At 54.7% G+C, this 20,769-nt stretch carries 19 protein-coding genes; 4 read left to right on the plus strand and 15 right to left on the minus strand.

The window, feature by feature from the left end; genetic code table 11:
• Positions 1-34 precede the first annotated feature (34 nt).
• Positions 35-1,456 (minus strand): PTS trehalose transporter subunit IIBC, encoded by a 1,422-nt coding sequence (gene treB / locus AB2B48_RS20570; RefSeq protein ID WP_185669153.1) that lies wholly within the window; start codon positions 1,454-1,456, stop codon positions 35-37.
• Positions 1,457-1,649: 193 nt separating this feature from the next.
• Complete coding sequence (treR, locus tag AB2B48_RS20575; protein ID WP_368300043.1) at positions 1,650-2,597, minus strand: trehalose operon repressor TreR; 948 nt, start codon at positions 2,595-2,597, stop codon at positions 1,650-1,652.
• A gap of 355 nt (positions 2,598-2,952) precedes the next feature.
• Between treR and mgtA the strand changes: the two genes are divergently transcribed.
• Complete coding sequence (mgtA, locus tag AB2B48_RS20580) at positions 2,953-5,661, plus strand: magnesium-translocating P-type ATPase (RefSeq protein WP_220439610.1); 2,709 nt, start codon at positions 2,953-2,955, stop codon at positions 5,659-5,661.
• A 73-nt stretch (positions 5,662-5,734) separates the two neighbouring features.
• Here the strand turns inward: mgtA and AB2B48_RS20585 are convergent, their stop codons facing one another.
• The 6 genes from AB2B48_RS20585 to AB2B48_RS20610 form a co-directional block, all read right to left on the minus strand.
• Positions 5,735-6,274 carry a DUF5384 family protein gene (locus AB2B48_RS20585; protein WP_185669156.1) on the minus strand — a complete coding sequence of 180 codons (540 nt, stop codon included), beginning with the start codon at positions 6,272-6,274 and terminating at the stop codon, positions 5,735-5,737.
• Positions 6,275-6,289: 15 nt separating this feature from the next.
• Positions 6,290-6,805 carry a glycine zipper 2TM domain-containing protein gene (locus AB2B48_RS20590; RefSeq protein ID WP_368300044.1) on the minus strand — a complete coding sequence of 172 codons (516 nt, stop codon included), beginning with the start codon at positions 6,803-6,805 and terminating at the stop codon, positions 6,290-6,292.
• 275 nt (positions 6,806-7,080) lie between these two features.
• A complete protein-coding gene (gene ridA, locus AB2B48_RS20595) occupies positions 7,081-7,467 on the minus strand; it encodes a 2-iminobutanoate/2-iminopropanoate deaminase (RefSeq protein WP_000047541.1) in 387 nt (128 codons plus the stop codon).
• Positions 7,468-7,540: 73 nt separating this feature from the next.
• Complete coding sequence (gene pyrI, locus AB2B48_RS20600) at positions 7,541-8,002, minus strand: aspartate carbamoyltransferase regulatory subunit (protein WP_123651198.1); 462 nt, start codon at positions 8,000-8,002, stop codon at positions 7,541-7,543.
• A gap of 13 nt (positions 8,003-8,015) precedes the next feature.
• Positions 8,016-8,951 carry an aspartate carbamoyltransferase gene (pyrB, locus tag AB2B48_RS20605; protein WP_185669163.1) on the minus strand — a complete coding sequence of 312 codons (936 nt, stop codon included), beginning with the start codon at positions 8,949-8,951 and terminating at the stop codon, positions 8,016-8,018.
• Between the two features lie 36 nt (positions 8,952-8,987).
• Positions 8,988-9,092 (minus strand): pyrBI operon leader peptide, encoded by a 105-nt coding sequence (locus AB2B48_RS20610; RefSeq protein WP_072351778.1) that lies wholly within the window; start codon positions 9,090-9,092, stop codon positions 8,988-8,990.
• A gap of 263 nt (positions 9,093-9,355) precedes the next feature.
• Between AB2B48_RS20610 and AB2B48_RS20615 the strand changes: the two genes are divergently transcribed.
• A complete protein-coding gene (locus tag AB2B48_RS20615; RefSeq protein ID WP_185669164.1) occupies positions 9,356-9,808 on the plus strand; it encodes a YhcH/YjgK/YiaL family protein in 453 nt (150 codons plus the stop codon).
• An 85-nt stretch (positions 9,809-9,893) separates the two neighbouring features.
• Here the strand turns inward: AB2B48_RS20615 and argF are convergent, their stop codons facing one another.
• Entirely contained in the window at positions 9,894-10,898 is a 1,005-nt protein-coding gene (gene argF / locus AB2B48_RS20620) for an ornithine carbamoyltransferase (protein ID WP_368300045.1), read from the minus strand.
• 160 nt (positions 10,899-11,058) lie between these two features.
• Between argF and rraB the strand changes: the two genes are divergently transcribed.
• Positions 11,059-11,481, plus strand: coding sequence for a ribonuclease E inhibitor RraB (rraB, locus tag AB2B48_RS20625; RefSeq protein WP_035892780.1), 423 nt, complete (start codon positions 11,059-11,061; stop codon positions 11,479-11,481).
• Between the two features lie 52 nt (positions 11,482-11,533).
• Positions 11,534-12,292 (plus strand): tRNA isopentenyl-2-thiomethyl-A-37 hydroxylase MiaE, encoded by a 759-nt coding sequence (gene miaE, locus AB2B48_RS20630; RefSeq protein ID WP_368300047.1) that lies wholly within the window; start codon positions 11,534-11,536, stop codon positions 12,290-12,292.
• Here miaE and AB2B48_RS20635 read toward each other — a convergent pair.
• From AB2B48_RS20635 to pepA, 6 genes are all read right to left on the minus strand, one after another.
• Positions 12,289-13,311 (minus strand): alpha/beta hydrolase fold domain-containing protein, encoded by a 1,023-nt coding sequence (locus AB2B48_RS20635; RefSeq protein WP_368300049.1) that lies wholly within the window; start codon positions 13,309-13,311, stop codon positions 12,289-12,291. The genes miaE and AB2B48_RS20635 overlap by 4 nt on opposite strands.
• Before the next feature lie 167 nt (positions 13,312-13,478).
• Positions 13,479-14,642, minus strand: coding sequence for a YjgN family protein (locus AB2B48_RS20640; protein ID WP_368300050.1), 1,164 nt, complete (start codon positions 14,640-14,642; stop codon positions 13,479-13,481).
• A 372-nt stretch (positions 14,643-15,014) separates the two neighbouring features.
• Positions 15,015-15,518 carry a GNAT family N-acetyltransferase gene (locus AB2B48_RS20645; RefSeq protein WP_333012851.1) on the minus strand — a complete coding sequence of 168 codons (504 nt, stop codon included), beginning with the start codon at positions 15,516-15,518 and terminating at the stop codon, positions 15,015-15,017.
• 185 nt (positions 15,519-15,703) lie between these two features.
• Entirely contained in the window at positions 15,704-18,559 is a 2,856-nt protein-coding gene (locus AB2B48_RS20650) for a valine--tRNA ligase (RefSeq protein WP_220439604.1), read from the minus strand.
• On the minus strand, positions 18,559-19,002 hold the full coding sequence (gene holC, locus AB2B48_RS20655) for a DNA polymerase III subunit chi (protein ID WP_035892786.1): 444 nt from the start codon (positions 19,000-19,002) through the stop codon (positions 18,559-18,561). The genes AB2B48_RS20650 and holC overlap by 1 nt, the downstream gene beginning before the upstream one ends.
• Before the next feature lie 113 nt (positions 19,003-19,115).
• The gene (gene pepA, locus AB2B48_RS20660) at positions 19,116-20,627 is read right to left on the minus strand and encodes a leucyl aminopeptidase (protein ID WP_035892787.1); all 1,512 of its coding nucleotides are present in this window, start codon (positions 20,625-20,627) and stop codon (positions 19,116-19,118) included.
• Between the last annotated feature and the right edge of the window lie 142 nt (positions 20,628-20,769).

Here is a 20,769-nt window from a genome sequence, read left to right on the forward strand (position 1 = left end):
ATCAGGGGCGCAAGTGCGCCCCGAAGAAGGTGTGTTACATGACGGGCAGCGTGCCCTGACGCTCTTTGCGTTTGTAGACCATCACCGTCAGGAGAATCGGTACCACGATGGTGATAATCATCGCGATGCTGTAGACGCCCCAGAAGGTTGGCTTAATCGACAGGATGCCCGGCAGGCCGCCGACGCCGATACCGTTCGCCAGCACGCCATACAGGCCGCACAGCAGGCCCGCGATGCCGGAACCGATCATCGCGCAGAGCATTGGGAAGCGGTACTTCAGGTTGATCCCGTACATGGCTGGTTCGGTCACGCCGAGGTAGGCGGAGATAGCCGCCGGAACGGAGATTTCACGCTCTTTGGCCTTACGGCTGCAAATGATGATGCCGACGACGGCAGAGGCCTGCGCGATGTTCGACAGGGCAATCATCGGCCACACCGGGGTGCCGCCCATGCTCTGAATCATCTGCATATCAATAGCCAGCGTGGTCTGGTGCACACCGGTAATCACCAGCGGCGCATACAGGAAGCCGAACAGCGCGGCGCCAATCGGTGCGAAGCTGCCGGTCAGCAGGTGACGCACGGCGAAGGCCACACCGTCGCCAATCAGGCGACCGAATGGCCCGATAATCGCGTGAGCGAGGAATACCGCCAGAATCAGCGAGCATACCGGCACGATGACCAGGTAGAGGTAGTCCGGCACGATGCGCTTAAGGCGCGTCTCAATGAAGCCAAGGGTCAGACCCGCCAGCAGCGCTGGGATAACCTGCGCCTGGTAGCCGACTTTGGCGATGGTAAACAGGCCGAAGTTCCACACTTCAGGCACCTGCTGACCTAACAGGTAGGCGTTCATCAGCTGCGGGGAAACCAGCGTGACGCCGAGCACGATGCCGAGGATCGGCGTGCCGCCCATTTTCTTCACCGCAGACCAGCAGATACCAACCGGCAGATAGAAGAAGATCGCCTCACCAATCAACCACAGGAAATCATAGATGGTTTGCAGCGACGGGTGCATCTGCGCCAGCGTCTGGCCGTTGCTCATCGGCAGGTCGCCGATCACATTACGGAAGCCTAAGATCAAACCCCCACTGATAAGCGCTGGCAGCAGCGGGAAGAAGATCTCAGCGAAGTGAGAAATCATCTGCTCGTGCCATTTCATATTCTGGCGAGCTGCCGTTTTGGCCTGCTCTTTATCTGCACCGGTCTGGCCGGTGGTGGCAAGCAGCGCCTGGTAGTAGTCGCCCACTTCCGTGCCGATAACCACCTGGAACTGCCCGGCGTTGGTGAAACAGCCTTTGACCATCGGCAACTCTTCGATAGCTTTCGGGGAGGCCTTAGCCGGATCGTTAAGCACAAAGCGCAGGCGCGTGATGCAGTGGCTGACGGTGGCGATGTTCTCGCGCCCGCCAACCAGCTCGATAAGTTTATCGATGTTCTTTTGGTCTATTTTTTTGCTCATGATAGGGCCTTAAAACAGAGGTGAGATCTCCCCGATACCGCCACTTCAGAGGCTTTTTGTCGCGAGCCATCTGACGGACACAGGATCGAACCGTTATTAATACGCTGAATATTAGCCTAACGGGTTTGCGGTTTCGGGAAAATGGGAACGTTCCCGAAACGTTGCGGCGATCACATTAAAGCTGTTGTTAAGCTTAGGACAGAATGGCGGGGATCACGATCTGATGCGGTTCGCTCTTACCACTGATCTGGGCGATAAGCTGCTCTGCGGCGCGGTGTCCGGCCTCGGCGTAGCCGGGATCGACGGTGATAATTTCCGGGTGCAGGAACTTGGTCAGCGGCGTGTTACCGACGCTCGCTAACTGCACGTTGTCGATGCGCTGCTCCTGAAGATACTTGCTCACGCCGAGGGCGAGGGTGTCTGTCGCACAGATAAGCGCGGTGGTCTCCGGGGTGATAACCTGGCTTGCGAAGTCGTAACCCTGCTTCATCGCCAGGCCCGGTAGGGCGGCAACTGGTGTGAGCTTGTGGCGCTTGCAGAATGCTTGGTAGGCATCGTGGCGGCGCTGCCCGGTGGTGACGTCGGCAGGAGGAACGCCGAGGAAACTAATATGGCGATGGCCCAGTTCGAACAGGCGCTGCATCAGTTGCGTTATCGCCCCGGTGTCGTCATAGCAGACGGAGGCAAAACCGTTGGCATCACGAGCCATCAACACCAACGTCGAGTGCCAGTCGCCCAGAACCGCTTCGGTTACACCGGTAAAGCCAAACAGGATCACGCCGTCGATATTGCGGCGTTTAAGCATCGCCAGATGCTCGACCACTTTCTCCGGTGAGAACTGACTTTCCATCATGATGGGGTCATAGCCCTGCTCGTAGAAGGCGGGCAGCATGGTCTGTACCGCCAGATTTTCCGACAGCGAGTCCAGACGGGTGACGATAATCGCCACCACCTTATCGCTCTGTCCACGCATGGCGCGCGCGGAGCGGGAAGGGGAGAAGCCGTGCTGCACCATCACCGCTTCGACGCGTTCACGGGTGCGGTCGCTGACGCCGCTTTCATTATTCAGCACGCGGGAGACGGTTGATTTCCCGACACCGCTCAGGCGAGCGATATCTTTAATAGTCAGCCGATTTTCCATAATAGTTGCCCCGCGTGAATATTTTATGCCGTCTACCTGATGGTTGACGTACCGTTGAATTGCCTGACGTTATTATATCGCTCTAATTGTCACAAACCTTATGAATTTCTGCGTATAATCCGCGGCGTTTTCTATTATCAATCTTACCGGAGGCTGTATGGATCCCGATCCCACCCGTCTCTCCAACTGGAGAGTAACTTTCCGGTAAGCCAGCTTTTCGCTGCCTTGCCGATGATGTGAGGCAGTGACACGTCTTAATGTCCCTGCAATAAAAATGAAGTGCCTTTACGGTACAGATTCACTGTGCCCACAGGCCTGTCTGCGGTTGCCCCCGGCGACTGCGGAGGACTTTTGTATGCTGAAAAATTTAACCCGGCAGCTGTTCGCGCAGCTTGGCCGCCATTTGCCGCGCCGTCTGGTACAGCGCGATCCGATGCCTTCTCAGCAGAGCGTTGCTCATACGCCTATTCCGCCATCGCTCAGCGAACAGTGCCTGAAAATGGCGCACCTCAGTGAACAGGCGCTGTGGGAAACCTTTAACACCCATCCGGAAGGGCTGAACGCCGCGGAAGTCGAGCAGGCGCGTGTCGCGCACGGCGAAAACAAGCTGCCAGCGCAGCAGCCGCAGCCGTGGTGGGTGCATCTGTGGCTCTGCTACCGTAACCCGTTCAACATCCTGCTGACCGTGCTGGCCGCCGTCTCTTACGCGACGGAAGATCTGTTCGCGGCAGTGGTCATCGTGTTGATGGTGGGCATTTCCACGCTGCTGAATTTTGTCCAGGAAGCCCGCTCGACCAAAGCGGCAGACACCCTGAAAGCGATGGTGAGCAACACCGCGACGGTGCTGCGTGTTATCAATGACAAGGGCGAGAGCAGCTGGGTGGAACTGCCTATCGACCAGCTGGTGCCGGGCGATATCATCAAACTGGCGGCGGGGGATATGATCCCGGCCGACCTGCGCGTGATTCAGGCGCGCGATCTGTTCGTGGCGCAGGCATCGCTGACCGGCGAATCCTTGCCGGTTGAGAAAGTGGCGCATACCCGCGAGCCGGATCAGACCAACCCGCTCGAGTGCGACACCCTGTGCTTTATGGGCACCAACGTGGTGAGCGGCACCGCGCAGGCAATGGTGATTGCTACCGGGGCCAACACCTGGTTTGGGCAACTGGCCGGTCGCGTGAGCGAGCAGGAAAGCGAGCCGAATGCGTTCCAGAAAGGCATCAGCCGCGTCAGCATGCTGCTGATCCGCTTTATGCTGGTGATGGCGCCGATTGTGTTGGTAATCAACGGCTATACCAAAGGCGACTGGTGGGAAGCGGCGCTGTTTGCGCTTTCCGTCGCGGTGGGCCTGACCCCAGAAATGCTGCCGATGATCGTCACTTCGACGCTGGCGCGCGGGGCGGTGAAGCTGTCAAAACAGAAAGTTATCGTTAAACACCTCGACGCGATTCAGAACTTTGGCGCGATGGACATCCTCTGCACCGACAAAACCGGTACGCTGACCCAGGATAAAATCGTGCTGGAGAACCATACCGATATCTCCGGCAAGGTGAGCGAGCGCGTGCTGCAAACCGCGTGGCTTAACAGCCACTACCAGACCGGGTTGAAAAACCTGCTGGATACCGCGGTGCTGGAAGGGGTGGATGAAGTGGCGGCCCGCGAGCTGTCGACCGCCTGGCAGAAAGTGGATGAGATCCCGTTTGATTTCGAACGTCGCCGCATGTCGGTGGTGGTCAGCGAAAAGCCGGATGTGCATAAGCTGATTTGCAAAGGGGCGCTGCAGGAGATCCTCAACGTCTGTACGCAGGTCTACCATAACGGTGAAATCGTGCCGCTGGACGAGACCATGCTGCGCCGCATCAAACGCGTGACCGATACCCTGAACCGTCAAGGGCTGCGCGTGGTGGCGGTGGCGAGCAAGTTCCTGCCAGCGCGTGAAGGCGACTATCAGCGCATTGATGAGTCCGATCTGATCCTCGAAGGCTATATCGCCTTCCTCGATCCACCGAAAGAGACCACCGCACCGGCGCTGAAAGCGCTGAAAGCGAGCGGCATCACCGTGAAAATCCTCACCGGCGACAGCGAGCTGGTGGCGGCGAAAGTGTGCCACGAAGTGGGGCTGGATGCGGGTGACGTGATTGTCGGCAGCGAGATTGAGCACCTGAGCGATGACGAGCTGGCGAAGCTTGCCCAGCGTACCACGCTGTTTGCTCGCCTGACGCCGATGCATAAAGAGCGCATCGTGACGCTGCTGAAACGCGAAGGGCATGTGGTGGGCTTTATGGGCGACGGCATCAACGATGCGCCAGCGCTGCGTGCGGCGGATATCGGTATTTCCGTGGACGGCGCGGTGGATATCGCCCGTGAAGCGGCAGATATCATCCTGCTGGAAAAGAGCCTGATGGTGCTGGAAGAGGGGGTGATCGAAGGTCGCCGTACCTTCTCGAACATGCTGAAGTATATCAAGATGACCGCCAGTTCCAACTTCGGTAACGTCTTCAGCGTGCTGGTGGCTAGCGCCTTCCTGCCGTTCCTGCCAATGCTGCCGTTACACTTACTGATTCAGAACCTGCTGTACGATGTATCCCAGGTGGCGCTGCCGTTCGATAACGTCGATGACGAACAGATTCGTAAACCGCAGCGCTGGAACCCGGCCGATCTGGGCCGCTTTATGGTGTTCTTCGGGCCAATCAGCTCCATCTTTGACATTCTGACCTTCTGCCTGATGTGGTGGGTGTTTAAAGCCAACACGCCAGAAATGCAGACTCTGTTCCAGTCCGGCTGGTTCATTGAAGGGCTGCTGTCGCAGACGCTGATTGTGCATATGATTCGTACTCGCCGCATTCCGTTCGTGCAGAGCCGTGCCGCGTGGCCGCTGTTCGCCATGACGCTGCTGGTGATGGCGATTGGTATCGCACTGCCGTTCTCACCGCTGGCAAGCTATCTGCAGCTGGAAGCATTGCCGCTGAGCTACTTCCCATGGCTGGTAGCGATTCTGGTGGGTTATATGACGTTCACGCAGATGGTGAAAGGGTTCTTCACCCGTCGTTATGGCTGGCAGTAATTGACGATAGGGTAACTAAAATAAAGTCCTGACCTTTTGGGCAGGACTTTATTTTCTTATTGCTGCGAAGTCATTAATTAAACCAGCTGTCTGATTTATTCTCTTCCGCTTTGCCTTTGCTTTTCATCAGGTCACGTCCACCCTCAGAAATATTTCTGTTTGCATCGGCTTCTGATTGCACCACGTCTGTTTGTGCCGCCTTATGCTTGAGTTCCTGATCGATATATTCGTTCTCTCTTTTTACCCGAGCCTCTTCTTTTGCCAGCGCTAATTTTTGTTTCTGGATCTCTAAACTTCGCAATTCATCTTCATAGCCTTGATCGCGAGATTTATCTTTAGCCGCCTCAGCATCTTTTTTATCCTGCCGGGCCTGGCGTTCAGCGGCGGCAGCGGCCGCTTTTTTATTGGCCGCCGCCGTTGCGTTAGCGCGCCGCTGTTTCTCTTTCTGGGCGGCTTTCTCACGCTCAGCAACCCAGTCATCATGCTGCTTTTTTTCTTCGGCTTGACCCTGCTGCTCGGCTTGTGCAACAGCAGAAAGTTGATCCTGGAGTGAAGAGGCGAGCGCTGAGCTACTGAGCATCATCAGCAGGGCATATAGCCACGTTTTCTTCATAACGCCTCCTGACGTTTAGCGTTTATCAGGGCAGGTTGCGTTTGGCTGAATTCGGGTCTCGTTGTAGTTGGTGGAGATAACCACCGCAAGGCCGTTCGTAAACTGACAGGCTTTGCCAACCTGGGTGGAGGTGTAAACTTTGGTGCCTTCTTTGTACGTTAAGGATACGCCTTCGACTAACGTTTTATCGCTCACCATAGAGCCTGCCGCCGCGCCGGCCGCGCCGCCTGCGACTGCGCCCGCAGTCGTGTTGAGATTACTACGTGACCCCACGTTATGACCAACGACCCCGCCCGCGATGGCCCCTAACACGGCACCAGCACCCTGTGCGGCGCGTTTATTCGCTGTGTTATCAACGGCCACTTTGGCTGGCAGAACGGAGATAATATTGACGGTCTTTGTCTCTTGTTTGGAATTCAGCTGGTTGGTTTGATAAACATCAGCCGCATGCTCATCGGCGTTGGACTGACAGCCCGCCAGGGTAAATGCAGAAAGAATAATAACGGGGAAGAATGTTTTTTTGAAATTCATAACTAATCCTTGTTAGTACTAATAATAAGAACAAGGAAGTTTAGGGTTAATTTTGTAGAAAAGTAAGTTCGTAGCCTATTTATAGGATTATATAAATATATTCTGGTGTCTTTGGTTTTATATCTAAACATCATTAAGATATATGTTTATCGATGAATCACTTTTTGTAGAGAGGTGAGGGGAAAAAGATGGGAGGGCAACAATAAATCGATCGTTGAAAGTCCGATTGTATGTCCTTTCAACGATCGTCGGGCTATTGCTGTGATGACAGCAAATTAGCGACGCACGGCAATCGCTTCGATCTCAATCTTCACGTCTTTCGGCAGACGGGCCACTTCTACGCAGGAACGCGCTGGGAAGGTGGCGTTGTGCTCGGTGAAGAAGGCTTCGTAAGTGGCGTTAACGGTCGCGAAATCGTTAAGGTCTTTAACGAATACGGTAGTTTTCACGATATCGCCCACTTTCAGGCCAGCGGCCTCAACGATAGCTTTCACGTTTTCCAGCGACTGACGCGCCTGAGCAGATACGTCTTCCGGTACGCTGCCGGTTTTTGGGTCTACCGGGATCTGACCGGAAGTGATGATCATGCTGCCCAGGTCAACGCCCTGAACGTATGGGCCGATAGCTGCTGGTGCATTTTCCGTCGCAATAGTTTTGCTCATGATATCTCCAGATGAACTGCAGTATTAAGGTGTTAGCCATTATAGAGAGGCAACATTTCAATACCAACCGCAATTAGTTGGCCAGCACCACATAATGAGAAAACTCTTTTTCACAGTATTTGCATTTGAGCGCAACGTCATCGGCACGTTTTTTCACTGCAAAGCTAGAGGAAACCGGTTCGGCATGGCTAATACAGTTGCTGTTCGGGCACACCAGCACGCTCTCGATGCGCTCCGGCAGGCTCGGGCGAGATTTGCCCACCACTTCATAGTTGTCGATGCGGTTAACGGTCGCCTCTGGCGCGTACAGCGACAGTTGGTTGACCTGCTCATCGGTCAGGAAGGTGTTTTCGATTTTAATCAGGTCTTTACGCCCCATCTCGCCGGACGGCAGGTTCAGGCCGATGGTGATGCGCTGGTCGGTTTCGGTCAGCTTGAACAAGGTCAGCAGCTTAAAGCCAACCTGGGCCGGGATATGGTCAATTACGGTGCCGCGTTTGATGGCTTCTACTTGTAATTTGTTATCGTGTGTCATCGTCGTTTCCCCCTTACAGAGCCAGTTCGCTATTCAGTACCAGTGCCAGTAACGCCTGGCGGGCGAAGATGCCGTTGCCGGCCTGCTGGAAGTACCAGGCGTGCGGCGTTTTATCGACATCGGTGGTGATCTCATCAATGCGCGGCAGCGGGTGCAGCACCTTCATGTTATCGCGTGCGCCGACCAGATCCGCCGCGCGCAGGATGAACTGTGCCTTGACGTTGGCGTATTCGGACGGGTCGAGGCGCTCTTTCTGTACGCGGGTCATGTAGAGAATATCGACTTCCGCCATCACCTCGTCGATGGAGCTATGCAGGCTCCAGACGATATCTTTCTCGTCCAGCATATCGAGGATGTACTGCGGCATCGCCAGCGCGTCCGGAGCGATAAAGTAGAAGCGGTTGCCGTTAAACTTCGCCAGCGCCTGGGTCAGCGAGTGGACGGTGCGGCCGTACTTCAGGTCGCCGACCATGGCGATGTTCAGGTTCTCCAGGCGGCCCTGGGTTTCCTGAATGGTGAACAGATCCAGCAGCGTCTGGGTTGGGTGCTGGTTCGCGCCATCGCCGGCATTCAGTACCGGAATGTTGCCGGAGAACTCGGTGGCCAGACGCGCCGCGCCTTCCTGCGGGTGGCGCATGACGATGGCGTCGACGTAGGTGCTGATAACAGAGATGGTGTCGGCCAGGGTTTCGCCTTTCTTACCGAGCGAGGTGTTGGCACTGTCGGAGAAACCGACCACGCTGGCCCCCAGACGGTGCATGGAGGTTTCAAAAGAGAGACGGGTGCGCGTCGAGGCCTCGAAGAAACAGCTGGCGATAACTTTGTGCTTCAGCAGCTCCGGCTGTGGGTTCGCTTTCAGGCTGGCGGCGGTCGCCAAAACCAGTTCAAGGTCTTCGCGGCTGAGATCGTTTATGGAAATGATGTGTTTTTGATACAGCGGATTAGCCATGGTTATCTCCTGACGACGGCGCAAAAAAAAAGCCCCTTAAATAAGGGGCTTTACGAATACGGATGCTACGGAAAGGAAAAACGGCAGGCCAGCGTCTGTTTTCAGACGCGGTAAGACGCGATGTCGTACACACTGAACCATAATTCCTCCCGGCAAAACGGGTGGCATTATACGCAGCTTTATCTGGCAATCAAGCGCCTGATTCACATTTTAATCAACGAAAACGATTCTCATGTAATAAAAATTCATTTTTAATGCGTAAAAATTCAATTTTTATGCAGGGCAGAAAAAGTGTGCGCTAAACCAGCAGGATGGCAGAGTCATGATAAAAAGTACTGGTATGGTATCGCGAATTTACGTATAACAACTGAAAATTGAAACATTGTTTTATTTGTGGAGTCATCATGATTATTGGCAACATCCATCACCTTCAGTCCTGGCTGCCGGAAGAGCTGCGTCAGGCTATTATCCACCTTATGGCGAACGTTACCGATGCTACCCCGGAAGGGAAATATGACATCGACGGCAACCGCCTGTTCTATATGATCTCTGAGAACATGACCGAACCGTTTGCCGATCGTCGTGCCGAGTATCATGCACGTTATCTGGATATCCAGGTGGTACTGAAAGGCCAGGAAGGAATGGCGTTCAGCACCCAGCCTGCGGGTGAGCCAGACACCGATTGGCTGGCGGACAAAGATATCGCGTTTCTGCCGGAAGGCGTGCAGGAAAAGATGGTGGTGATGAGCGAAGGTGACTTCGTGGTCTTCTACCCAGGTGAAGTCCACAAGCCGCTGTGCGCGGTGGGGCAGCCTGCGAAAGTGCGTAAAGCGGTTGTGAAACTTCTGGTCGAATGATGAACCGTAGCCCGGACGAGGTGCGATAGTACCGACTCCGGGGTTTTCCCGGCGTCGCTGCGCTCGGCCGGGCTACTGGTTGAGTTTATTTGCTTAGCGTTGCGACCATCACCGCTTTGATGGTGTGCATCCGGTTTTCCGCCTGATCGAACACGATGCTGGCCGGAGATTCAAACACCTCATCGGTCACTTCCATCCCGCCGTGCATGCCGTACTCAGCGGCCATTTTCTTACCTACGGTCGTCTGGTCATCATGGAACGCAGGCAGGCAGTGCAGGAATTTCACCTGCGGATTGCCGGTCAGCTTCATCATGGCGCTATTCACCTGATAGCCGCGCAGCAGCGCAATACGCTCTGCCCACTTCTCTTTGGCTTCGCCCATCGATACCCACACGTCGGTGTAGATAAAGTCCGCGTCCTTAACGCCTGCGGCAATATCTTCCGTCAGGGTAACGTTACCGCCGTTCTTCTGCGCCAGCGCTTTGCACTCTGCGACCAGGCTCGCTTCTGGCCAGCATTCCTGTGGTGCCACCAGACGCAGATCGAGACCGGTTAATGCCGCGGCTTCCAGCATTGAGTTACCCATGTTGTTACGCGCATCGCCAGCATAAACCAGCGTCATTTCGTTGAACGCTTTGCCCGGCAGGTGTTCCTGCATGGTCAGCAGATCCGCCAACAGCTGGGTTGGGTGGAACTCATCGGTCAGGCCGTTCCATACCGGCACGCCGGAGTACTCGGCCAGCGTTTCCACCACTTCCTGGCCGTAGCCACGGTACTGGATGCCGTCGTACATACGGCCCAGCACGCGAGCGGTGTCTTTAATCGATTCTTTGTGGCCAATCTGGCTGCCGCTGGATCCAAGATAGGTGACGCGAGCGCCCTGATCGTATGCGGCAACTTCGAAAGAGCATCGTGTACGGGTTGAGTCTTTTTCGAAGATGAGCGCGATGTTTTTACCGGTCAGGTTCGGCGACTCCGTGCCGCTTTTTTTATCCGCTTTTAGTTTTGCTGCGAGCTGCAGCAGGGTGGTGATTTCTGCAGGGGTAAAATCGAGTAATTTTAAGAAGTTCTTTTTATACAGAGTAGACATAATTCCCTCACCTGGCTCAAGCCACTTATTGAATTAAAATTCACTTTATATGGATGAATATTCATTTGCAACCCCAATAACAAATCTTTATCGGAAAGGTGGAGGCAATGGCAACGGTATGTGACAATAAGAGTATCAGCCACATTATGAGGAACGAGCCATGGCAAACCCTGAACATCTGGAAGAACAGCGCGAAGAGACCCGTCTGATCATTGAAGAACTGCTGGAAGACGGCAGCGATCCTGATGCGCTGTACACCATAGAACATCACCTTTCCGCAGACGATTTCGAAAGTCTGGAGAAAGCGGCGGTAGAAGCGTTCAAGCTGGGCTACGAAGTGACGGAACCGGAAGAGCTGGAAGTGGAAGAAGGCGACACCGTGATCTGCTGCGATATCCTGAGCGAAAGCGCGCTGAACGCAGAGCTTATCGACGCGCAGGTTGAGCAACTGATGAACCTGGCTGAGAAATTTGAAGTGGAATACGACGGTTGGGGAACCTACTACGAAGACCCGAACGGCGAAGAGGGTGATGACGACGACGAAGATTTCGTTGACGAAGAAGACGACGGCGTACGTCACTAAGTCATCACATTACCTACGGCAGCGCCCGCTGCCGTAGGACAAGGATTTCGGTATGGATTACCCGCAAATACTCTCCCCGGTTCTCAACTTCCTGCACTGTAAAACGCCTCAGGCGTGGCTCGATAAAGCCCGCGATCCGGCCAATCTTCCTCTGTTGCTGACCGACCATCTAGTCTGTGAGCTAAAAGCGGCGCAAACCGCGATGCTGCTGGTGCGTAAATATGTGGCGGATAAAGAGGGCGCGCAGGCGCTGCTCGACTGGCTGAAACCTTATGAAGCCTTTACCTTTCGCGACGGCGTTGAGCCAGACTTTACCGCGCTGCATAAACAGATGGGTAAAAGCGCGATGCCGCAGACCGACGACCCATGGGGACGGCAGCTTATCGACAGCATGGTGCTGCTGATAAAAGAGGAGCTGCACCACTTCACACAGGTGCGTGAGGCGATGCTGAAGCGCAATATCCCATACGTGAAAATCACCGCCAGTCGCTACGCTAAAGGGATGCTCAAAGCGGTGCGCACGCATGAACCCCTTACCCTGATTGATAAGCTGATTTGTGGGGCGTACATCGAAGCCCGTTCCTGCGAACGCTTTGCCGCGCTGGCGCCGTATCTGGATGACGACCTGCAGGCGTTTTACCTGTCGCTGCTGCGTTCAGAAGCGCGGCATTATCAAGACTACCTGACGTTGGCGCAGCAAATCGCTGATGGCGATATCAGCGAACGGGTGCGTTTCTTCGGTGAAGTGGAAGCGTCGCTTATCACCGCTCCGGATGAAGAGTTCCGCTTCCACAGCGGCGTGCCGGTTTAAAGGTTCGCGTTCTTGTCTTTAGCCTGCGTACTATGCTTAATCGGCTCGCCGAGCGTGGCCTTAAACCAGCTTACAACACGGTCGATGACCGGTTGCTGATACCAGTGATCATCGCCGTGCTCGGCCCCTTCCAGCAGTACATAATCGGCTTTATTGCCTTCTTCTTTTAGCGCCTTATACAGCTGCGCACTTTGCTGTGGCGATACCAGCGTATCGGTGCTGCCATGCATAATCAGGAACGGCGGTTTTTTACCGTTTACGTGGCCCATTGGGCTGGCGGCCAGCGCTTTTTGCTTATCGCTGCCAATTGCCGCGCCCGGCCAGTCGCGGAAGGCGCTGCCGTGAACCAGCAGGGCTTCAGTTACCGCTGGAGATTCATGAACTTTCTGAATTGCGGCGGGGAACCCTTCGCCGATATTGAGCAGGTTAGAAATACCGTACAGCGTGGCGGCGGCCTGCACGTCGGAGGATTGGTTGAGGAAATCGCCCTGCTCGAAAGCTTTATCGCCGTTGGTTAATGCCATCATCTGCGCCATATAGCCACCGGCGGAATCACCGAGTACGCCGATACGCTGAGGGTCGATACCGTACTCTTTGGCGTGCTCGCGCAGGTAGCGAATGGCCGCTTTGCCATCGATGACTGGGGCTGGGAAAGTGTCAGGCACGGTACGATACTCTGCGGCTGCCACCACAAAACCGGCTTGTGCTAGGGCCATGCGCATCTCGATAAACTTATCCCAGGCTGCGCTGGTAAAGCCGCCGCCGGGGAAATAGACGATGGCAGGCTTCAGGTCAGTGTTGCGCGGCACCAGCAGTGACATATGCAGTGGGCGGACGGCAACGGTGCTTTTTATCTGGCTGTAAACAATACCGTTGAGAGTATCGATACGGCCACGGGTATTCTCTACGTGGATGACCTGAGCGCCGTTGGTATTTCCTGGCAGGCTGGTTGCAGCCATTGCCGTGGCAATGCTGCCAAGCATCAGGCTACTGGTAACAATAAAAGCCAATTTTTTCATGATGTTCTATCCTGAGCAAAGCCTGCCTGGCGGCAGGCTAATAGGTGCAATAAAGCGGTGCTCAGGCAGTGTATTACCAGGAATTCACGCTGAATAATGCACTTTTTGCATCAAATTCATCAGGTTTTTAGATGAAATAAATTCGATGAATGTGGTCTATAGCGGTTTTAGAAAAACGGTAGCGTAGGTGCCGCACCGCGCGAGATCCGCGCGAAGATCCCGGTATCCAGAGGACGCTCATCGTTGGTTAACTCCAGCGCATCAAGATGCCCGGAAAGGGTTGTACGGTTTACCTGGTAGCGTATAAAACGTATTTTCAGCCACGGATAGGCCAGGCCCAGCGTTATCAGGGAACCAAACGTCAAAAGCAGTAAATTGACAACCATCCCGAAAAAGGTAAGCGATGAGTGAAAACGGATGTCGTCACCGAGTATGAGATTATTAAACGCATAGTTACGTAATGCGGAGAAAGCATAAGCAGAAGAAATTAATATACCTGCGATATAGAGGAGATATACTAAGGCAAAAAGCCCGCCAAGACTATCCAGTGAGCCTGATAATATAAGATTGAATGAGGTCATCATAATTTTAACAATGACGATAATGAATGGGACGATAATAGCCATGGCAATCAGTGATATAATAATGCATTTTGAAAGGCTTAGGCTTATATCAAATTTATGAATGCCAAAGTTAGCGTTTCTGGCAAAGAGTTCAATCCAGTTACGATAAACGACGCCGTTAATGATGGCGATGACAAGCAGGCCTAGGATGAGTCCGCAGGCAAGGCGAATCATTATTGCATTGAGACTTGACGGTTGTCCTATGATGGCTCCCCAGCCGCTAAAAACAATCACCAGCAGTATCAATGCTAGAACCGGTATGCCCATCGTAACCCACCATGCACGCAGCATTGAGCAATGAAAGCCAAAACGAATGTTGTTTAGCGTTGTCATCGCCGCGTGATAGCTAAGGCTTTTTACCGCCATAAACGGGAAGAACAGCATGAAGAGCCCAGGCGCGAACATCAGGTCTTCGGATTGGGTAATACTGTATTCAATAAAACAGAGAATGCCTATGACAATGGAAAGAACGAACCAGCTGAGAAATATAGCACTACCTTTGGCGTGATAGTGAAACCTGGCACCGTTGAGTTCCATGTATTCATAAATATAGCGTCGGCTACGGACAAATGCCCAGGGTAAAAATATCCCACACGTTATAATTGATAAAATGGTATTAACAAAGCAAATCATAAAAAATGAAGTGCTTTTGCCGTGGAAATGAAAGGCGTGTGTTGCTCTATTCTCATCAATGAGAGGGTGAGACATGTAACATCCTTGCTGTTATCTAATATTAAATAAATAGAGCGCTATTTATACATGAAAGGGTAAAGAATAAGAACCTGAAGATCTATTATTCAGAATAACGACCAGAACTTGCATCGGAAAAAAAGTGACATTAGATATATGAATTATAGTCACGGCATGAATTCGGTTTGCGTATGATTTACGGCAAAAGCTATCTATGTCATGTCGAGATTATTTCTGATTCGAGAAAAGAAAGAAAAGCGAAAATCGCTTGCGACCTGGCGCAGCGTTTCTGAAACCAGATAGGGCACTGCCGCCAGCCAATGCGGCTGGCGTGATTCGTCTCGCCATCTCACCTGAGATGCAGTAAATCGGATGCTTCTCCAGGTGTGTTTAAAGGGGCTTCAACATCCGCACTTCGCAATCGACATGCCCGGTGCAGCCCAGTGGCTCGGCGATATGTTCGAATCCCAGATGTTCATAGAGGCGAATAGCTTCTGTCAGAAACGCCGTGGTCTCAAGGTAGCACTGCTTAAAACCCTGCTCGCGGGCGTGCTCAAGCGCCATCAGCGCCAGCTTTTTCGCCAGCCCCTGACCGCGTACGCTCGGCAGGAAATACATCTTTTGCAGCTCGCAAATTTCCGGCTCGCTACAGCCTAACGGCGCGACGCCGCCGCCACCTACCACCTGACCATTCTGCTCAACGACCCAGTAGGCCGCACCCGGCTGGCTGTAAACCTGAAACAGCTCGTCCAGATTGGGGTCGGCCACCGTGTAGCCCTTATCGGCGGTCAGGCCGTGTTCGGCAGAGACCTGGCGGATAACGTTGGCAATGGCGGCGTTGTCGTCAGCCGTAAGGCGACGCAGCGTTGCAGAGACAGGGGTAATGACACTCATAGCGAACTCATGACGTAAACGTGGAACATATGCAGTTAATAACACTGCGGGGAGGGGGAGTGCAAGCGAGGATAATTCAGGAGGTTGGAACCGTACCGTGGATAACCCGGAGTCGGCGCTAATGCACCTCGTCCGGGCTACTTGACCGTTTGCCGGATCGCCCGGCAAACGTACAGGCACGATTTTTACAGCGCGGCGATGACCGCCTGCTGCTCAATCAGCTTCGCTTTCGCTTCCGCGTAACCGTCCAGCTTCTCACGTTCTTTAGCAATCACCGCTTCCGGTGCGCGAGCAACGAAACCTTCGTTGGAGAGCTTGCCTTCGATACGGGCAATCTCACCTTCGATTTTCGCTACTTCTTTTGCCAGACGCGCCAGCTCATCTTCTTTGTTGATGAGGCCAGCCATCGGGATCAGCAGCTCGGCGCCGTCGATGATTTTGGTCACGGAAACTGGACCTTTGTCATCGGCTGGCAGCACGGTGATGCTTTCCAGACGGGCCAGGTTCAGCAGGAAGCTACGGTTGTCGTTCACGCGACGCATTGCGTCAGCGCTGCAACCACGCAGCAACAGCTCCAGCGGTTTGCCTGGGGCAATGTTCATTTCCGCGCGGATGTTACGTACGGCAACGATCGCCTGCTTCAGCCACTCGGTATCGGCCAGCGCGGCTTCATCAACCTGCGCGGCGTTATATTCCGGGAACGGCTGCAGCATGATGGTGTCTGCGGTGTTGCCACAAATCACTTTCACGCGCTGCCAGATGGTTTCGGTGATGAATGGAATAATCGGGTGCGCCAGGCGCAGCAGACCTTCCAGCACGGTGACCAGCGTATTGCGGGTGCCGCGCAGTTCAGACTCGGAACCACCGGTCATTACCGGCTTAGTCAGCTCCAGATACCAGTCACAGAACTGGTTCCAGGTGAACTCGTACAGGATGCCCGCAGCGATGTCGAAGCGGAAGTTATCCAGCGCTTCGCGGTACGCTTTCACGGTCTGGTTGAATTCAGCCAGGATCCAGCGGTCTGCCAGAGACAGGGTCATTTCGCCGCCGTTGAAGCCGCAATCCTGATCTTCGGTGTTCATCAGCACGAAGCGGCTGGCGTTCCACAGCTTGTTACAGAAGTTACGGTAACCTTCCAGACGCTTCATATCCCAGTTGATGTCGCGGCCGGTAGAGGCCAGCGCCGCCAGGGTGAAGCGCAGGGCGTCGGTGCCGTGCGGCTCGATGCCGTCCGGGAACTGTTTCTCGGTACGTTTAGCAATTTTCTCAGCCAGCTGCGGCTGCATCATGTTGCCGGTACGTTTTTCCAGCAGGTCTGCCAGGGAGATACCGTCGACCATATCCAGCGGGTCGATAACGTTACCTTTGGACTTGGACATCTTCTGGCCTTCATCGTCACGAATCAGACCGGTCATGTAGACGGTCTTGAACGGAACCTGCGGCTTACCGTTTTCATCTTTGATGAAGTGCATGGTCATCATGATCATGCGGGCAATCCAGAAGAAGATGATGTCGAAGCCGGAAACCATCACGCTGGTTGGGTGGAACTGACGCAGCGCGTCGGTGTTTTCCGGCCAGCCCAAGGTAGAGAAGGTCCACAGTGCGGAGGAGAACCAGGTATCCAGAACGTCTTCGTCCTGACGCAGCGCAACGTCGGCGCCGAGGTTATTTTCCTGACGCACTTCGTCTTCGGTGCGGCCAACGTAGACGTTACCGTCGTTGTCATACCATGCCGGGATACGGTGACCCCACCACAGCTGACGGGAGATACACCAGTCCTGAATATCACGCATCCAGGAGAAGTACATGTTTTCGTACTGCTTCGGTACGAACTGAATGTCGCCGTTCTCAACCGCTTCAACCGCCGGTTTCGCCAGCACGTCGGCACGGACGTACCACTGGTCGGTCAGCATTGGCTCGATAACCACGCCGCCACGGTCGCCGTAAGGAACGGTCAGATCGTGAGGTTTGATCTCTTCCAGCAGGCCCATCGCATCGATGGCAGCCACGATCGCTTTACGCGCGGCAAAGCGTTCCAGCTTCTGGAATTCAGCCGGGATAGCGTTGGAGTAAACGTCAGACTCTTCGCCTTTGGTGTCGTACACTTCTGCGGTTTCGCGGATGTCGCCATCAAAGGTCAGAATGTTGATCATTGGCAGCGCGTGGCGACGACCGACTTCATAGTCGTTAAAGTCGTGCGCCGGGGTGATTTTCACGCAGCCGGTACCTTTTTCCATATCGGCGTGTTCGTCGCCCACGATAGGAATACGGCGGTCAACCAGCGGCAGAACAACGAACTTGCCGATCAGATCTTTATAGCGTGGATCTTCCGGGTTCACGGCCACACCGGTATCGCCCAGAATGGTTTCCGGACGGGTAGTCGCTACGACCAGGTAATCTTTACCGTCTGCGGTTTTCGCGCCGTCGGCCAGCGGATAGCGGATGTGCCACATGGAGCCTTTAGACTCGCGGTTTTCCACTTCCAGGTCAGAGATGGCGGTGCGCAGTTTCGGGTCCCAGTTTACCAGGCGTTTGCCACGGTAAATCAGGTCTTCTTTGTACAGGCGGACAAAGACTTCTTTCACGGCATTGGAAAGGCCTTCGTCCATGGTGAAGCGCTCGCGCTCCCAGTCAACAGAGTTGCCGAGACGGCGCATCTGACGGGTAATGGTGCCGCCGGATTCCGCTTTCCACTGCCAGATTTTGTCGATGAAGGCATCGCGACCGTAGTCGTGACGAGTTTTACCTTCTTCAGCGGCAATCTTACGCTCAACCACCATCTGGGTAGCGATACCCGCGTGGTCGGTACCCGCCTGCCACAGGGTGTTTTTGCCCTGCATGCGCTGGTAGCGAATCATGGTGTCCATGATGGTTTGCTGGAAAGCATGACCCATATGCAAACTGCCGGTGACGTTCGGCGGCGGGATCATGATGCAGAAGGACTCTTTGCTTTCGTCGCCGTTAGGCTTGAAATAGCCCTGCTGTTCCCAGTGCTCGTAAAGCGGCTGTTCGATATCTTGCGGGTTATATGTCTTTTCCATTATTTCCAGGTTGCCGTATTCAGGTTAAAACCAGCCACGCGGTAGGCTTTGTAGCGATCGCGTGCGAGTTGTTTCAGAGTTTCTTCGTAAGGGACGAAGTCTACCACTTCTGTGAAAGCGGTGGCAAAATCTGCAAAGTTTACCCGCAGACTTATCAGTATATCCCGTGGGCTGCTGTTGCGCTTGGCAGGCCAGGCTATCTCCACCGGCGCACCGCCTCTTGGGCCTTCGCCCGCCAGATTATGCGGCACAAAACTGTCCGGAGGACGGCTCCACAGGGCTTCATCCAGGCGAATGGCCTGCTGCTCGTCTTCGCAGGCGATCAGCACGCGCTTGCCAGCGCGCCAACGTTCTGCGGCAATTTCACACACCAGTTGCTCGACGGCGCTGAGGTCGTCGACGGTGGTGTCATTGTCCAGAAGATAGAACGTCGCATTCTTCATATATGGGGCTTCTTGTGATGGTTTTAAATCGCCCCCTGACGTCCTTCCCGTACGTGGAGAAGGGCGGTCCCCTCTCCCCAGTGGGGAGAGGGTTAGGGTGAGGGGGTTGTGCCTTACTCTTCGCCGTTAAAACCAGCGCGGTTCAGCAGGAACTGCGACAGCAGCGCCACCGGACGACCGGTTGCGCCTTTGGCTTTACCGGAACGCCATGCGGTGCCGGCGATGTCCAGGTGCGCCCAGTTGTACTTACGGGTAAAGCGCGCCAGGAAGCAGCCCGCGGTGATAGCACCACCAGGACGGCCGCCGATGTTCGCCATATCCGCGAAGTTAGACTCCAGCTGTTCCTGATACTCATCGCCCAGCGGCAGACGCCACGCGCGGTCTCCAGCCTGCTCGGACGCGCCGATAAGCTCGTGCGCCAGCGGGTTGTGGTTCGACATCAGGCCGGTGATGTGATGGCCCAGGGCAATCACGCAGGCACCGGTCAGCGTTGCCACGTCGATAACCGCTTCTGGCTCGAAGCGTTCAACGTAGGTCAGAACGTCGCACAGCACCAGACGGCCTTCGGCATCGGTGTTCAGCACTTCAACGGTCTGGCCGGACATGGTGGTCAGCACGTCGCCCGGGCGATACGCGCGTCCACCAGGCATGTTTTCGCAGCCCGCCAGCACGCCGATCACGTTGATCGGCAATTGCAGTTCCGCAACCATCCGCATCACGCCGTACACCGCCGCAGCGCCGCACATGTCGTACTTCATCTCGTCCATGCCTTCGGCAGGCTTGATGGAGATACCGCCGGAGTCGAAGGTCAGGCCTTTACCCACCAGCACGATTGGGCGAACGTCTTCGGAAGCCACGCCTTTATACTCAATGACCGACATCAGGGATTCGTTCTGCGAACCGTTGCCGACCGCGAGGTAGGAGTGCATGCCCAGCTCTTTCATCTGCTGTTCGCCGATGACGCGGGTGATGACGTTTTTGCTATAGCTGTCGGCAAGCTGACGTGCCTGAGAGGCCAGGTAAGCCGCGTTACAGATGTTTGGCGGCATGTTGCCGAGGTCTTTCGCCGCTTTGATACCGGCAGCAATGGCCAGACCGTGTTGGATAGCACGTTCACCGCTGGTCAGTTCACGGCGGGTTGGCACGTTGAAGACCATTTTACGCAGCGGGCGACGCGGCTCGCTTTTGTTGGTTTTGAGCTGGTCGAAGCTGTACAGCGTCTCTTTTGCCGTCTCAACCGCCTGGCGTACTTTCCAGTAATTATTGCGGCCTTTGACGTGCAGTTCGGTCAGGAAGCAGACGGCTTCCATTGAACCGGTATCATTCAGGGTGTTGATGGTTTTCTGAATGACCTGCTTGTACTGGCGCTCATCGAGCTCGCGCTCTTTACCGCAGCCAATCAGCAGAATGCGTTCTGACAGCACGTTTGGTACGTGGTGCAGCAATAAGGTCTGCCCCGGTTTGCCTTCCAGTTCGCCGCGACGCAGCAGCGCACTGATATAGCCGTCGCTGATTTTATCGAGCTGTTCGGCGATGGGAGAAAGGCGGCGTGGTTCGAATACGCCCACGACGATACAGGCACTCCGCTGCTTCTCCGGGCTACCACTTTTTACACTGAACTCCATGCACTACGCTCCTGAATCTTAAAGACAACGGCGGTGGCTACGGATAGAATTGCAAGCTTACGTAACTCATTTCCGCTGTTGCGGTGACTTCGTGTTAATCTTAACGTTATTACGGTCCTGGCACGTCAGAACAAGTCCTGAA

Source organism: Kluyvera sichuanensis (assembly GCF_040930405.1).
In the GTDB taxonomy this organism is placed as follows: Bacteria; Pseudomonadota; Gammaproteobacteria; order Enterobacterales; family Enterobacteriaceae; genus Kluyvera; species Kluyvera sichuanensis.

Bases quoted from the DNA above. Each gene is read 5' to 3' on its own strand.
- AB2B48_RS20650 (WP_220439604.1), bottom strand. From the start codon at position 18,559: ATGGAAAAGACATATAACCCGCAAGATATCGAACAGCCGCTTTACGAG.
- pepA (WP_035892787.1), bottom strand. From the start codon at position 20,627: ATGGAGTTCAGTGTAAAAAGTGGTAGCCCGGAGAAGCAGCGGAGTGCC.
- pyrI (WP_123651198.1), bottom strand. From the start codon at position 8,002: ATGACACACGATAACAAATTACAAGTAGAAGCCATCAAACGCGGCACC.
- pyrB (WP_185669163.1), bottom strand. From the start codon at position 8,951: ATGGCTAATCCGCTGTATCAAAAACACATCATTTCCATAAACGATCTC.
- argF (WP_368300045.1), bottom strand. From the start codon at position 10,898: ATGTCTACTCTGTATAAAAAGAACTTCTTAAAATTACTCGATTTTACC.
- rraB (WP_035892780.1), top strand. From the start codon at position 11,059: ATGGCAAACCCTGAACATCTGGAAGAACAGCGCGAAGAGACCCGTCTG.
- treR (WP_368300043.1), bottom strand. From the start codon at position 2,597: ATGGAAAATCGGCTGACTATTAAAGATATCGCTCGCCTGAGCGGTGTC.
- AB2B48_RS20635 (WP_368300049.1), bottom strand. From the start codon at position 13,311: ATGAAAAAATTGGCTTTTATTGTTACCAGTAGCCTGATGCTTGGCAGC.
- mgtA (WP_220439610.1), top strand. From the start codon at position 2,953: ATGCTGAAAAATTTAACCCGGCAGCTGTTCGCGCAGCTTGGCCGCCAT.
- AB2B48_RS20590 (WP_368300044.1), bottom strand. From the start codon at position 6,805: ATGAATTTCAAAAAAACATTCTTCCCCGTTATTATTCTTTCTGCATTT.
- treB (WP_185669153.1), bottom strand. From the start codon at position 1,456: ATGAGCAAAAAAATAGACCAAAAGAACATCGATAAACTTATCGAGCTG.
- AB2B48_RS20645 (WP_333012851.1), bottom strand. From the start codon at position 15,518: ATGAGTGTCATTACCCCTGTCTCTGCAACGCTGCGTCGCCTTACGGCT.
- AB2B48_RS20585 (WP_185669156.1), bottom strand. From the start codon at position 6,274: ATGAAGAAAACGTGGCTATATGCCCTGCTGATGATGCTCAGTAGCTCA.
- AB2B48_RS20610 (WP_072351778.1), bottom strand. From the start codon at position 9,092: ATGGTTCAGTGTGTACGACATCGCGTCTTACCGCGTCTGAAAACAGAC.
- ridA (WP_000047541.1), bottom strand. From the start codon at position 7,467: ATGAGCAAAACTATTGCGACGGAAAATGCACCAGCAGCTATCGGCCCA.
- holC (WP_035892786.1), bottom strand. From the start codon at position 19,002: ATGAAGAATGCGACGTTCTATCTTCTGGACAATGACACCACCGTCGAC.
- AB2B48_RS20640 (WP_368300050.1), bottom strand. From the start codon at position 14,642: ATGTCTCACCCTCTCATTGATGAGAATAGAGCAACACACGCCTTTCAT.
- miaE (WP_368300047.1), top strand. From the start codon at position 11,534: ATGGATTACCCGCAAATACTCTCCCCGGTTCTCAACTTCCTGCACTGT.
- AB2B48_RS20615 (WP_185669164.1), top strand. From the start codon at position 9,356: ATGATTATTGGCAACATCCATCACCTTCAGTCCTGGCTGCCGGAAGAG.